A 13,427-nucleotide genomic window follows, 5' to 3' on the forward strand; every position below is an offset into this window, starting at 1 on the left:
GGCGGCGGCGGATACCGCATTGCATCCAGGACAGGAGGAAGCCGCCATGACCCCCGGAGTGCGCCCGCTGATCGCCGGCAATTGGAAGATGCATGGCTCGTTGACCGAGGCGGCATCACTGGCGGAGGCGGTGCAGGCCGGCGCGGGCGGCGCGGCGGAACTGCTGGTCTGCCCGCCTTTCCCCTATCTGGTGCCGGTGGCGGGCAAGCTCTCGGGCGGCGCGGTGGCGCTGGGCGGGCAGGATTGCCATGCCGCGGCCAAGGGCGCCCATACCGGCGATGTCGCGGCGCCGATGCTGCGCGATGTCGGGGCGCGCTACGTGATCCTCGGCCATTCCGAGCGCCGGGCGAATCATGCCGAGACCGATGCGGCGGTGCGGGCCAAGGCGGAGGCGGCGCTGGCCGCCGGCCTCGTCCCCATCGTCTGCGTCGGCGAGAGCGAGGCGGAGCGGCTGGCCGCCCAGGCGGAGCCGGTGGTCACCGGCCAGCTCGATGGCAGCCTGCCGGACGGGTTTGCGGCGGCTGGCGGCGTCGTCGCCTATGAGCCGGTCTGGGCTATCGGCACCGGCCGGACCCCGACCGAGGCAGAGATCGCCGCCATCCATGCCGCGATCCGGGCCAATCTGAAGACGCGCTTCGGCGCGGCGGGCGGGGGCCTGCGGATTCTCTATGGCGGCTCGGTGAAGCCGGCGAATGCGAAAGCGATCCTCGCCCTGCCGGATGTGGATGGCGCGCTGGTCGGCGGCGCCAGCCTGGTCGCGGCGGATTTCCTGGCCATCGCCGCCGGGGTGCCCGCCACCGCGTGACGCCGCTGCTCATCGGCTCGGAGATCTACCGCCATTCCTCCTATGGGCCGAAACATCCGCTGGCCATCCCCCGGGTCTCAACCGCGCTCGACCTGATCGAGGCGCTGGGCTGGCTCCCGCCCGGGGGCTGGATCGAGGCGCCGATGGCGAGCCCGGCGGAACTCGCCCGCTTCCATGAGCCCGCCTACATCGCGGCGCTGCAGCGGGCGGAGGCGACGCAGCGGGCGTCGCCCGAGGACCAGGCGCGGTTCCATATCGGCGCGCATGGCAACCCGGTCTATCGGGAGGTCTTCTCCCGCCCCGCCACCAGCGCCGGGGGCTGCATGCTGGCGGCGCGGCTGACGGCAGGCGGCGGCACCATCTATTGCCCCGGCGGCGGCACGCATCACGGCCAGCCGGACCGGGCCAGCGGCTTCTGCTACCTGAACGACCCGGTGCTCGGCCTGCTGACCTGGCTCGATGCCGGGCTCGAGAACATCCTCTATGTCGATATCGACGCGCATCACGGCGATGGTGTGCAGGACGCCTTCCGGGACGATCCGCGCGTCTTCACCCTCTCGGTGCATGAGGAGGGACGCTGGCCCCATACCGGGGCGGCCGAGGACCGGGCGGGCGGCGCGGCCCGAAACCTGCCGGTGCCGGCGGGCTTCAACGATTCCGAGATGCTCTGGCTGCTGCACCAAGCGATCCTGCCCCTGGCGCGGCATCTCCGGCCGCAGGCAATCATGCTGCAATGCGGGGCGGATGCGCTGGAGGAAGACCCGCTCTCCCGCCTTGCCCTCTCGAACAACGCGCATTGGGGGGTGGTGCGGGCGCTGATGGGGCTGACGCCGCGATTCCTGGTGCTCGGCGGCGGGGGCTACAACCCCTGGACGGTCGGGCGTTGCTGGGCCGGGGTCTGGGCCACGCTGAACGGCTTCGCAATCCCGGAGCACCTGCCGCCGCCGGCGGAGCAGGTGCTGCGCGGCCTCCGCTTCGGACGCGCCGCCGGCCGCAACCCGCCGGAGCACTGGTTTACGACGCTGCGCGACGCGCCTAGGCCCGGGGTGGTGCGGGCGGCGGTGCAGCGGGTTGCGGCGGCCACGCTGCGCGACCTGCCGCCCCCGTACACTTCCGGACCCTCGGCACGTTAGGGTCCGGCATGCCTCAGCAGGACCCGCGATGCCGCCGCTCAATCCCAGCCTGATCGATACCGGAAGCCCGCCCATCCCGCAGATCCAGGCCTGGGGGCAGGGCTATGATGGCTGGCACGGTCCGCTGCTCAATCTCTGCCAGGCGGTGCCGGCCTATCCGCCGCCGCCCGCGATGCTGGCCCGGCTGGCCGAGGCCGCCGGCAGCGCCGAGGCCGCCGCCTATGGCCCGATCCAGGGCGATGCGGCGCTGCGCGAGGCCTATGCGGCGCATCTCCGGAGCCTCTATGGCGGCGATTGCGCGGCAGGGCAGGTGGCGATCACCGCCGGCTGCAACCAAGCCTATTTCGTCGCCATGATGGCGCTGGCCCGGCGCGGCGAGGCAGTGCTGCTGCCGACGCCCTGGTATTTCAACCACGCCATGACGCTCGACATGCTGGGGATCGAGGCCCGGGCGCTGCCCTGCGACGCCGCTTCCGGCTTCCTGCCCGACCCGGACCGGGCCGAGGCGCTGCTGGACGGGGGCGTCAGGGCCATCGTGCTGGTCACGCCCAACAACCCGACCGGCGCCATCTATCCGGCCGCGCTGATCGAGCGCTTCCAGTCCCTCTGCCAGCGCCGCGGCATCTGGCTGGTGCTGGACGAGACCTATCGCGACTTCCTGCCGCCCGGGCGGGAGCAACCGCATGCCCTGCCGGCGGGAGGCTGGCCGGAGAACCTGATCCAGCTCACCAGCTTCTCGAAATCTTTCGCCATCCCGGGGCATCGGCTCGGCGCGCTGGCGGCGCCGGAGGCGCTGCTGCCCGAGCTCGGCAAGGTGATGGACTGCGTGCAGATCTGCGCCAACCGCCCGGCCCAGGCGGCGGTGGCCTGGGGGATCGAGGCACTGGCCGGCTGGCGGGCGGCGAAGCGGGCCGAGATGGCCGAACGCGCCGAGGCGATGCGCGCCGTCTTCGACCGGCTGCCGGGCTGGCGGCTGGAGGCGCTGGGAGCCTATTTCGCCTATGTCCGGCATCCCTTCGGTGTGACCTCGGCCTGGGAGGTGGCACGGACCATGGCGGCGGGGCATGGCCTGATGGCGCTGCCCGGCCCGGCCTTCGCGGGGGAGGAGGCGCATCTCCGGATCGCCTTCGCCAATATCGACCTGGCGACCATCCGGGCGCTGGAGCCGCGGCTGCGCCGGGTCGCCGAGGAAGCGGCTAGCCCGGCAGGTCGAGAATCGCGCGCGCAAAGGCCTCCGGCGCTTCCTGCGGCAGGTTATGGCCGATCCCCGGCAGCACCCGACGCTCATAGGGGCCCGTGAAGAAGCGGGCGTGACTGGCCGAGGCCTCGGCCGGGCCGACGCCATCGGCGCCGCCATGCGGGGCGATGGTCGGCACGACGATGCGGGGCCGCCTGGCGAGCGCTGCCTCGATCGCCTCCAGCGCCGGGTCGCCCGGGGCATAGCCGAAGCGGTGGCGATAGGACTGGATCACCACCGGGACGAAATCCGGGTTGTCGAAGGCGCTAGCGCTCGCTGCGAAGGTCGCCTCGTCGAAGCCCCATGCCGGCGACCAGAGCCGCCAGAGCAGCCGGGCGATGCCGCGCCGGTCCGCCTCCAGCCCCGCCCGGCCACGCTCGGTATGGAAGTAGTATTGGTACCAGAGCCGGTGCTCCTGCTCCGGCGTTGCCGGCCGGACGGAGCCGGCGATGTCCTGGATATTGTAGCCGGTGCAGGAGACGAGACCCGTCACCCTCTCCGGCCAGAGCGCCGCCAGGATGCAGGCGGCGCGCCCGCCCCAGTCATAGCCCGCGACCACGGCGCGCGGGATCGCCAGCGCATCCAGCAGGTCGCGCAGATCGGCGCCGAGCGCCGCCTGCTGGCCGGATCGCGGCGTCTCCGATGACAGGAAGCGGGTCGGCCCATAACCGCGCAGATAGGGGATGATGCAGCGCCGTCCGGCCGCAGCGAGGATCGGCGCGACGGCCGCATAGGCCTGCGGCGCATAAGGGAAGCCGTGCAGCAGCACGACCGGCGGGCCTTCGGCCGGGCCGAGTTCCGCATAGGCGATCTCGAGGGTCGGGGTGCGGATGCGGCGGAGGTCCTGCATGCGGGCGAGTATGGCCGGCCGGGCGCCGCGGTGCCATGCTGCGCCTCATGCTCCGCCGCTCCCTGCTCGGCCTTGCCGGCCTGCTGTTCGCCCATCCCATCCAGGCCCAGACCGGGCCGCAGCCGAAGCTGCCGGAGGAGCCGCTGGTCATCGTGACGCGCGACGGCAAGCGGCATGAATTCCGCGTCGAGATGGCGCTCAACATGGACCAGCAGATGGTCGGGCTGATGTTCCGCCCGAGCGTCGGCCCGAATGAAGGAATGCTGTTCGATTGGGGCCAGCCGCGCGAATCCAGCATGTGGATGCGCAACACCATCACCTCGCTCGACATGGTCTTCATCACGGCGGATGGGCATATCCACCGCATCGCCGAGCGGACCGTGCCCTATTCCCTGGCCGCCATCGACAGCCGCGGCCCGGTGCGGGCGACGCTCGAACTGGCGGCGGGCACGGCGGAACGGCTCGGGCTCCGCATCGGCGACCGGGTGATCCAGCGCATCTTCGGCAACGCGAACTAAGAGCGCCTATCAAATCCGGCCCCTGCTTGGTGTCCTTCCGCGGCTTTGCCGCGGAAGGCTGTGCGAGGCCTTCGGCGTCAGACGGCAATCCGGGGCCCCCGCAAAGCCGCGTAGCGGTTTTGTGGTGAGTTCTAAAGCCGCGCGACCCGAGCGATGAGCGGGATCGGCGCTGCGCGATAGGCGGCGAGGCCACGGCCGCCGCCCGCACCCGGATTGGCGAGCACCGGTGCGCGATCGGCGCCGTTCGAAAGCATGAAGCCGCCCCCCGCCTGGCCAGGGCGGAAGACGGGCGCGGCCGGGGCCGGCGGCGCGGGCTCCACCGCCCAGGCGGCGGCAACGCGGGCGCGGTAGGGCGCAGCATATTCCGGGGTCTGGGAATGATAGGCGCCAGCGGCGGCCAGCCAGTCCGCACGGGTGGATTTCAGCTCGGTCAGGAAGCGGGCGGCGTAGCGGGCATTGGCCAGCGGGTCGAAGGCCTCTTCCAGGCTGGCGAAGGCCGTGGGGTGATGCCGCAGATTCACCTGCATGCAGCCGATATCGATGGAGCGCACGGCCTGGGCCTGCAAGGCCCGCACGGCGGCAATGGCTGCCGCCTTGTCCGGGAAGAAACTGCCGCGCCCCTCGGCATTGATGGTCCAGGGCCAGGGGCGGGCCTCGCCGCCAGCGTCGCGGCGGCCGGACTCGACGCGGGCGATGGCGCCGAGCAGGCGGGGCGGCAGCCCGGCCTCGCGCTCCACCGTGGCGATCGCGGCGGCGCAGAGCCGGCTGTCATCCGGCGCCGCGGGGTTGGCCGCGGCAAGCGCCGGGAAAAGCAGGATCAGGGTCGCAAGATAGCGCAGCATCGCTCGGCATCCCGGGCCCGCGGGAGGCGGGCCACGGGGAGCCGGAGCGCAAGCGGCGTGCCAGCCGCCCGATCAGGCGGTGGCGGCAGCGAGGCCGGCGCTGCGGCGGGTCCAGCCGCGCGGCACCGGATCGACCGCGGCTTCCGGCCGGCGGGCGCGACGGGCGGTCTCGACCGCGGCCGAGCTCGGCTCGAAGGCGACATAGCCGCGGCCCCAGACCGTGCGGATCATCTCGGCCGCACCGCAATCGGCGAGCTTCCGCCGCAGCTTGCAGACGAAAACATCGACGATCTTGGAATCCGGCGCCGCGCCATCGGCATAGAGGCTGCTCATGAAGCGCTCCTTCGTCAGGAGCACGCCCTTGTGCAGCATCAGCGTCTCGAGGAAGTCGAACTCGCGTGCCGTCAGGTTGACGCGGCGGCCATCGACCACCGCGGCATGCTGCGCCTGGTCGAGCGTGACATTGCCGCAGAGGAGGCGCGAGGAGGCATGGCCGCGGGCGCGGCGGGCAAGGGCCTGGAGCCGGGCCTGCAGCACGCGCAGATGGATCGGGTTGTGCAGCACGTCATCGGCGCCGGCATGGAGCATCGCCTCCTCCTCGGCCGGCTGCGGGGTGCGACCGCAGAGCACGGCGACCGGCACGGTCAGGCCGCGCCGGCGCAGCTCGGCCACGGCCGTCTGGGCGTCGCGCAGGGCGCCATCGATCCGCAGCACCAGCGCATCATAAGGGCCGCTATGGGCGATGACGGAGGCCAGGTCGTCGAGCGTATCCGTGTCGTCGCAGCGCACGCCCAGGCTGGCGAGGCCGTTCACCAGAAGGGTCGAGTTGGCCGAAGGCGAAGCGAGAAGGATATGCATGCTCGTCTCCCGGAAGGTTGGGGCAACGTTGGGGCAGCGGCGGTGTGTTCACAGAATAGTGTGCGGGATATGGAATACAATCCAATTCGCGCATGACGCGCATCCGTAACCTTCGCTGTGGCCGGGACGAAACACCCCGCGAGGGCAGGTCCAGGCGCTTGACGCCCGGTGCCGCCGCCCCTTCTAGGGTTGAGGAGGCCCATCATGCTGATCAGGACCCGCCGCGGCTGGGAGATTCCCGAAAGTGCCGCCACGCCCGAGGCGCTGGCCTTCGGCCGCCGTGCCGCCCTGGCCGGCGCCGCCGCCATGGCCCTTCCTTCCATCGCACGGGCGGAGGACGTGCCCGCCGCCCGCAACCCGCGCTATGTCGCCGGCCGCGCGATCACCGGCGAGCGGGATGCCACGACCTACAACAACTATTACGAATTCGGGACCGACAAGGGCATCTTCCGCCCCGCCCAGAAGCTGCCGCTGCGGCCCTGGACGGTGAAGGTGGATGGGCTGGTCGACAGCCCGATGGAATTCGGCATCGACGACCTGCTGAAGACCATGCCGATCGAGGAGCGCGTTTATCGTCTGCGCTGCGTCGAGGCTTGGTCGATGGTGGTGCCCTGGAGCGGCTTCCCGCTCTCGGCGCTGCTGGCGAAGGTCGGCGTCAAGCCGGAGGCCAAATTCGTCCGCTTCGAGACCGCGGCGCTGCCGGCGGTGATGCCGGGCCTGCGCCAATCCTGGTATCCCTGGCCCTATGTCGAGGCCTGCACGGTGGAGGAGGCGGGGAACGAGCTCTCCTTCCTCGTCACCGGTGCCTATGGCAAGCCGCTGCTGCCGCAGAACGGCGCGCCCATCCGCTTCCACCAGCCCTGGAAATACGGTTTCAAGGCCGGCAAGTCGCTCGCCCGGATCAGCCTGGTGGCGGAGCGGCCGAAGACCTTCTGGGAGGCGATCCAGCCGCAGGAATATGGGTTCTGGGCCAATATCAACCCGGAGGTACCGCATCCGCGCTGGAGCCAGGCGAGCGAGCGTGTGCTCGGCACCGGGGATCGGGTGCCGACCCAGCTCTTCAACGGCTATGGCGAATTTGTCGCCGGCCTCTACACCAATCTCCAGCGAGAGCGACTCTGGACCTGAGCTGCCGCCGCATTGTCATGGCCGGACCTGATCCGGCCATCTGACCCGATATGGGAGAGATGCCTGGGACAAGCCCGGGCATGACGGGGTCGCTGGAGCGACCCGCTAATCGAGCTTGGCGCCGGAGATCTCGACCAGCTGCTTCCAGCGCGGCGTCTCGGCGCGGATGCGCTCGGCCAGCGCCTCCGGCGTCGGGGTGGTGAGCACCCGGTAGCCGAGCGGCCGCAGCCGTTCGACGAAGGCGGGGTCCTCGGCGATCTTCCGCACGGCCTCGTTCAGTTGCCGGAGGATGGGCGCGGGGGTTCCGCCGGCGGCCATCACCGCGTTCCAGCTCTGGATATCGACATCGCCGAGGCCGAGTGGGGCGAGGTCCCGCATGCCCGGCACATCGGGCAGGAAGGGCAGGCGCTCGGCGCTGCTGACGGCCAGCGCCTTGAAGCGCCCGGCCTCCACATGCGGCATCAGCGCCGGCATCACGTCGAACATCATGTCGATGGTGCCGGCGACGAGGTCGGAGATGGCCGGGCCGCCGCCGCGATAGGGCACATGGGTGATGCGCGCCCCGGTCGCCTGGTTCACCGCTGAGATGGTCAGGTGGCTGGTGGTGCCGGTGCCGGAGGAGCCCATGGTCACCGTATCCGGATGCGCCTTCGACCAGGCGATGAGGGTGGCGAAATCGGTCCAGCCGCGCTTGGCCGCCGTCTCGGCATTCACGACGCAAAGCACCGGGCCGGTCGAGATGTTGGAGATGGGCGCCAGGTCCCGCTGCGGGTCGAAGGCCATGGATTTGTAGAGGAAAGGGGCGGCACAGAGCGTCGTCGCGCTGATCAGCCCGATGGTCGAGCCATCGGCCGCCGACTTGGCCAGCGCATCCGCGCCGATATTGCCGCCGGCGCCGCCGCGATTCTCGACCACGACGGTCTGGCCGAGCACCGCCCCCAGCCGTTCGGCGATCAGCCGGCCGAGGATGTCCACCGCGCCGCCGGGCGGGAAGGGCACGATCAGGCGCAGCGGCCGGCCGCCCGCGATGGGCTGGGCGAGAGCAGGGGCGGATAACGGGCTGGCCAACAGCGTGGCCCCGGCGGCGAGCAGGCTTCGGCGTCCCGGCATGGATCGGTCTCCCATTTTGCGGGGAGACTACAGGCGCTGCCGCGCTTCCGCGATAACCCTCAGCACATCCGGCGTCAGGTCGTATTGCGAGAGTTCCTCGGGCAGCGCCCAGGCGGTGGCGGCGACGTCGTCGCCCGGCCGGTCCTCGCCGCCGGACCGCCGGCCGCAGAAATCGACGATGGTGTAGTGGTAGCGGACGCCGCGCTCATCGGTGGTGATGGCATCCACCACGGCGGCGAGTTCGAGCGGCCCGGCCTCGATCCCCGTCTCCTCCAGCAGCTCGCGCCGCGCCGCGGCCTCGGCCCTTTCGCCGAGATGCTGGGCGCCGCCCGGCAGCGACCAGCTGCCGACCCGTGGTGGCTTGCCGCGGCGCGCCAGCAGGACCCGGTCGCCATCGAAGACGACGATGCCGATGCCGACCCAGGGCCGGTCGGGATATTCCCGCCCGGTCATCGCGCCGGGGCCGGCGGCGGCGGCGCCTCGCGTTCCTGCAGATCCTCCAGCCGCGGGGTGAAGGCCTTCTCCTTCCAGACCCCGACCTGATAGGCCCAGCCCTGCCAGCGGGCATTGAGCGGTGCGGCATCCGCCCCGCCTTCCGCCCGCAGCTTGATCCAGAGCGTGTCGCCATCCCGGCTCGGCCAGACGGTGACCGCCATGCCATCGGAGAGCTCGAACCGCGCCTCGCCCAGCGCCGTCCCCGGCACCTCGCGCTCCGGCCTCACCTCGAGGAAGGTGAGGTATTCGAAGGCCCGTGCGACCTCGTCCAGCGAGACGGCGTCGAAGGAAGGCGGATTGGGCGGGACCTGGATGCGGAGCTTCGCCTCCGGCTCCTCGCCGCGGCCGAGCACCAGCTCCGGCTCGCCCACCCGGTGGACGGTGACGCGGCGGATGCGCGCCTCGGCGATATTGGCGATGTCGCGGTCCATCCAGAGCTGCGGATCGGAATCGACCGGCAGCCGGCCCTCGGCGAGCCAGGCCTGGGATTCCTCCGGCCGGCGGACATAGACGGATTCCGGGACATTGCCCTGGGTGCGGACGCGGCGGCGGCCGACCACCAGTTCCGCCAGGGGCTGGCCGCCGGTGCCGAGCACCCGCAGCAGCAGCGCCGTGCTGCCAGGGCGCATCGGATCATCGAGGCCGAGCCGGTCGAGCTGGCCGGGATCGGTGGTGCGCGGCTCGGTCAGGCGAAGCTCCGTGAGGCCGACCAGCAGCTCCCGCACCCGCTCGGCGCGGACGGGGTAGTTGCCCCGTTCGGGCAGCACCCAGGCATCGCCCTGGCGGGCGACGACCAGGCTCGCATCGTGCTTGCGGACCTCGATCCGCTCGGCGCTGGCGAGCCGGGCGGCGAGTCCGTCGAAGGCGAGGCGGGCAGCGGGCGGCGCCACCTCCTGCCGGAGGACGCTGGGTGTCAGCACCAGGGCGGCGCCGAGCGTCACGGCGGCGGCGGTCGAGAGCAGGAGCAGCGTGCGGCGTTGCATGGCGGCGCTCCTCTCAGGCCCGGGCCGCGGCGCGGCGACGGCGGCGCACCACCGCGAGGCCGATGGCGAAGGCGGTCAGCAGCGCCGGGACCAGCGCGATGTTGACGACGCGCAGGATCGTCTCCAGCCCCTCGATGTCGCGGCGCAATTCGAGCTGCACGGCGCGGAGCTGGCGGCGGGTGCGGATGATCTCCTCCCGCGCCGCGTCGATCTCGGCCCGCTGCTCGGGCGTGATGACGCTCTGATTGGCGTTGCGCTCGGCGCCGGGGGCGGTGGGTGTGCCCTGGCGCAGCTCGCGCAGCCGGCGCTCCGTCTCCTCCAGCTTCTGGGTCAGCTGGCGCTCGGTCTGGCGGTATTGCGCATCGGCATTGCGGCGGATGTCCTCCACCAGCTCGAAGGGCCGGAGGCTCTCGCCGCGGGAGCGGAGCGAGATCAGCGCATCCGATCCGCCCAGCGTGTCGACGATATTGCCGACCATGGCGCCGTTGCCGCTGATCGGCGTCGCCATCTGCTGGCCGAAGAAATCCTGCACCCGGACCCAGAAGCGGTCCTCCAGCACGTCGCTGTCGTTGATGACGACGATATTGGCCGGGCCGTTGCTGCGGGCGCGATGGGCAGGGAAATCGGCCGGACGCTCGGCGCCTTCGGGCGGGGCGGGCGGGCCGTCCGGGAAGGCCGAGGCCAGCTCGCCCCGCAGCCGCGCCGCGATGACGTGGCGGCTGCCATCGGCACGGAAATCGGCCAGCAGCCGGGTCGGGTTCGGGTCCTGCCGGACGCGTGCCGCATCCACCACCATGCTCTGCGAGGAGGTGGTCAGCAGCGGGGTGAATTCGATCGTGCTGCCCTCGCGCTTCCGCACCTCGCCGGCCGAGGCGACGGTCACCTGCTCCAGTTGGGCCAGCGCGATCTCGCCCCGATTCAGGCTGTCGCCCTGGAGGTTGTACCAGGCGACATAATCCACCGCCTGCACCCGGTCCTGCGGCCCGGCGCGCACCCGCCAGGCGCCGCGCAGGTCGAGCACGACCTTGTCCGAGGGCGCCTCGACGCCCCAGGCATTCAGCAGGCGGTCGAGCGAGGAGGCAGTGTCGCTGGGCGGCTGGCCGGTCGGGCCGGGGCGCGCCGCCTGGCTTTCGGAATGCGGGTCGACCAGCAGGAAGAGCTTGCCGCCGCGCATGACGAATTGGTCGATGGCATATTGTGCCGCATCCGGCAGGTGCTGCGGATGCGCGACCAGCAGCACCTGCACATCCGGCTCGATCGCCTGGGCGTCGAGCGGGACATCCTTCACGGTGAAGAATTGCCGCAGCTGGGTCATCACCGCCGCCGGCTGGCCGAGCTGCGGCTGGCGCAGCATCATCGCCCGCGGATCGCCGTTCAGCGGCAGGGGCGACATCACGCCGATCACCGGCCGCTGCGGGTTGGACAGCTCATAGACCAAGCGGGTCAGGTCGGCCTCGAGGAAGCGCTCCCGGTCCGGCTGGAAGAAGGGCAGGGTGCGCTCGTCATCGACGAGGTTGGTGCCGGCCAGGCCGAAATAGACCTGCTCCCCGGACTGGTCGACCGGGACACCCTGCAGGCCATAGGCCATCGCGCGGTCCTCGGTCTCGGAGAAGGGCTCGGGGTCGAGCACCTCCAGGCGCACCTTGCCGTTCGAGAGGGAGACATACTCGCCGAGCATCTCCCGCACCCGGTCGGCATAGGCGCCATACATCGGGATCTCGGCGCCCAGCCGGCGCGAGTAGAACAGGCGCAGCGTGATCGGGTCCGCGAGCCCGCGCAGGATCTGCCGCGTGCCGTCGGACAGCGTGTAGAGGCGCTGGCTGGTGAGGTCGATGCGGGCGCGCGGCAGCAGCCGGTCCGCCAGCAGGTTGACGCCGATGGCGAGCACCGCGGCGGCCAGCAAACCAAGCGCCGAGGTGCCGAGGCGCCGGCCACGGGCCGGCGGCGGGGCGGGAGGGGTGGTGTCGCTCATGCGCCTAGTCCGCCTTCCGGTGGTCGAGCACGACGGCATTCACGAAGAGGAAGAAGCCGATGAAGCTGGCGAAGAAGATCAGGTCCCGTGCCGCGATGACACCGCGGGTGAAGCCGCCGAAGCGCTCGGCGACTGAGAGGTTGCGGGCGATCTCGGCCAGCACCGGCAGGCGGGTGTCGAGGAATTCGGTGACGATCGGGCTGCCGGCGGCGACGAAGACGAAGCAGAGCGCGACGGCGAGGACGAAGGCGATCACCTGGTTCCGCGTCAGCGCCGAGACCGCGGCGCCGAGCGCCAGATAGGCCCCGGCGACCAGCAGGCAGCCGACATAGCCCGAGAGGATCACGCCGTTATCGGGCGAGCCGAGGATGTTGACGGTGATCCAGAGCGGGAAGGTCAGCGCCAGCGCGATGCCGCAGAAGGCCCAGGCGGCGAGGAATTTGCCCAGCACCGCCGCCCATTGCGGCAGAGGGAGGGTCAGCAGCAGCTCGATGGTGCCAAGCCGCCGCTCCTCCGCCCAGAGGCGCATGGTCAGCGCCGGCACGAGGAAGAGGAAGAGCCAGGGCACGAAGGAAAAGAAGGGGATCAGGTCGGCCTGGCCGCGGCCGAAGAAATTCCCCAGCGTGAAGGTCAGCGCCCCGGCCAGGACCAGGAAGATGACGATGAAGACGGTGGCGACGGGGGTGGCGAAATAGCCGGCGAGTTCGCGCCGGGCGACGGTGAGCGCGGCGCCCATCACGCGGCCTCCGGCTGGGTCAGGCTGCGGAAGACATCGTCGAGGCTGCGGCCCCGCTCCTCCAGCACCGAGGGCGGCGCATCGACCACGACCTTGCCGCGGGCGATGATGATGGCGCGGGTGCAGACAGCGCCCACTTCCTCGAGGATATGGGTGCTGATGACGATCGCCTTCTCGGGCGCCATGCGGCGGATCAGCTCACGGACCTCATGCTTCTGGTTGGGGTCGAGGCCATCGGTCGGCTCGTCCAGCACCAGCACCGGCGGGTCGTGCAGCAGGGCCTGGGCCAGGCCGACGCGGCGCTTGAAGCCCTTCGACAGTGTCTCGATGGGCTGGAGGCGGACGCCCTCCAGCTGCGTGAGGCCCATGGCATGGGCCACGCGGTCGGTCAGCTCCCCGCCCCGGAAGCCGCGGATGCGGCCGGTGAAGGCGAGGAAGCCGGCCACCGTCATCTCCGGATAGGTCGGCGCGCCTTCGGGCAGGAAGCCAAGATGGCGCTTGGCCGCGACCGGCTGGTCCACCACATCGGCGCCGCAGATGCGGGCGGTGCCGGCCGTCGGCGGCATGAAGCCGGCCAGCATGCGCATGGTGGTGGATTTCCCGGCGCCGTTCGGCCCGAGGAAGCCCAGCACCTCGCCCCGTTCCACGGTGAAGGAGACATCGTCCACCGCGGTGAAGCCGGCGAAGCGTTTGGTCAGGCGCTCGATCTCGATCAGCGCGGCCAAGGCATGAACCCCCCAAAGACACCCCGGCGGGGGGA

The 13,427-nt window shown here is 71.3% G+C and carries 14 protein-coding genes; 5 read left to right on the forward strand and 9 right to left on the reverse strand.

From position 1 onward, the window contains the following. Nucleotides 1-58 precede the first annotated feature (58 nt). From tpiA to JMJ55_RS21830, 3 genes are read left to right on the forward strand one after another with little or no spacing between them, the layout of a single operon-like run. Nucleotides 59-805, forward strand: a complete 747-nt coding sequence (gene tpiA, locus JMJ55_RS21820; protein WP_202827796.1) for a triose-phosphate isomerase — start codon at nt 59-61, stop codon at nt 803-805. Continuing rightward, nucleotides 802-1,938: an acetoin utilization protein AcuC gene (locus JMJ55_RS21825; protein ID WP_202827719.1), complete on the forward strand. Its 1,137-nt coding sequence runs from the start codon at nt 802-804 to the stop codon at nt 1,936-1,938. Before tpiA ends, JMJ55_RS21825 begins: the two co-directional genes overlap by 4 nt. A gap of 28 nt (nt 1,939-1,966) precedes the next feature. Continuing rightward, nucleotides 1,967-3,238 carry an aminotransferase gene (locus tag JMJ55_RS21830; RefSeq protein ID WP_202827720.1) on the forward strand — a complete coding sequence of 424 codons (1,272 nt, stop codon included), beginning with the start codon at nt 1,967-1,969 and terminating at the stop codon, nt 3,236-3,238. Here JMJ55_RS21830 and JMJ55_RS21835 read toward each other — a convergent pair. Further along, nucleotides 3,135-4,025 (reverse strand): alpha/beta fold hydrolase, encoded by an 891-nt coding sequence (locus JMJ55_RS21835; RefSeq protein WP_202827721.1) that lies wholly within the window; start codon nt 4,023-4,025, stop codon nt 3,135-3,137. The genes JMJ55_RS21830 and JMJ55_RS21835 overlap by 104 nt on opposite strands. Before the next feature lie 35 nt (nt 4,026-4,060). On the opposite strand from JMJ55_RS21835, the gene JMJ55_RS21840 reads away from it, so the two are divergent. Then, nucleotides 4,061-4,543, forward strand: coding sequence for a DUF192 domain-containing protein (locus tag JMJ55_RS21840; protein WP_236033916.1), 483 nt, complete (start codon nt 4,061-4,063; stop codon nt 4,541-4,543). Between the two features lie 131 nt (nt 4,544-4,674). Here JMJ55_RS21840 and JMJ55_RS21845 read toward each other — a convergent pair whose 3' ends face one another. Further along, entirely contained in the window at nt 4,675-5,385 is a 711-nt protein-coding gene (locus JMJ55_RS21845) for a lytic transglycosylase domain-containing protein (RefSeq protein WP_202827722.1), read from the reverse strand. A 72-nt stretch (nt 5,386-5,457) separates the two neighbouring features. Beyond that, the gene (locus tag JMJ55_RS21850) at nt 5,458-6,243 is read right to left on the reverse strand and encodes a response regulator transcription factor (protein WP_202827723.1); all 786 of its coding nucleotides are present in this window, start codon (nt 6,241-6,243) and stop codon (nt 5,458-5,460) included. 204 nt (nt 6,244-6,447) lie between these two features. Here JMJ55_RS21850 and msrP point away from each other — a divergent pair, with 204 nt between their 5' ends. Further along, a complete protein-coding gene (gene msrP, locus JMJ55_RS21855) occupies nt 6,448-7,371 on the forward strand; it encodes a protein-methionine-sulfoxide reductase catalytic subunit MsrP (RefSeq protein WP_202827724.1) in 924 nt (307 codons plus the stop codon). Nucleotides 7,372-7,476: 105 nt separating this feature from the next. Here msrP and JMJ55_RS21860 read toward each other — a convergent pair whose 3' ends face one another. From JMJ55_RS21860 to JMJ55_RS21885, 6 genes are read right to left on the reverse strand one after another with little or no spacing between them, the layout of a single operon-like run. Further along, complete coding sequence (locus tag JMJ55_RS21860) at nt 7,477-8,481, reverse strand: Bug family tripartite tricarboxylate transporter substrate binding protein (RefSeq protein ID WP_202827725.1); 1,005 nt, start codon at nt 8,479-8,481, stop codon at nt 7,477-7,479. A gap of 27 nt (nt 8,482-8,508) precedes the next feature. Then, nucleotides 8,509-8,934, reverse strand: coding sequence for an NUDIX hydrolase (locus JMJ55_RS21865; RefSeq protein ID WP_202827726.1), 426 nt, complete (start codon nt 8,932-8,934; stop codon nt 8,509-8,511). After that, the gene (locus JMJ55_RS21870; protein ID WP_202827727.1) at nt 8,931-9,959 is read right to left on the reverse strand and encodes a DUF4340 domain-containing protein; all 1,029 of its coding nucleotides are present in this window, start codon (nt 9,957-9,959) and stop codon (nt 8,931-8,933) included. Before JMJ55_RS21870 ends, JMJ55_RS21865 begins: the two co-directional genes overlap by 4 nt. A gap of 13 nt (nt 9,960-9,972) precedes the next feature. Beyond that, nucleotides 9,973-11,931: a Gldg family protein gene (locus JMJ55_RS21875; RefSeq protein ID WP_202827728.1), complete on the reverse strand. Its 1,959-nt coding sequence runs from the start codon at nt 11,929-11,931 to the stop codon at nt 9,973-9,975. 4 nt (nt 11,932-11,935) lie between these two features. Continuing rightward, nucleotides 11,936-12,667: an ABC transporter permease gene (locus JMJ55_RS21880; protein ID WP_202827729.1), complete on the reverse strand. Its 732-nt coding sequence runs from the start codon at nt 12,665-12,667 to the stop codon at nt 11,936-11,938. Then, nucleotides 12,667-13,392: an ABC transporter ATP-binding protein gene (locus JMJ55_RS21885; RefSeq protein ID WP_202827730.1), complete on the reverse strand. Its 726-nt coding sequence runs from the start codon at nt 13,390-13,392 to the stop codon at nt 12,667-12,669. Before JMJ55_RS21885 ends, JMJ55_RS21880 begins: the two co-directional genes overlap by 1 nt. Nucleotides 13,393-13,427 lie beyond the last annotated feature (35 nt).

This window comes from Belnapia mucosa (genome assembly GCF_016775475.1).
In the GTDB taxonomy this organism is placed as follows: domain Bacteria; phylum Pseudomonadota; class Alphaproteobacteria; order Acetobacterales; family Acetobacteraceae; genus Belnapia; species Belnapia mucosa.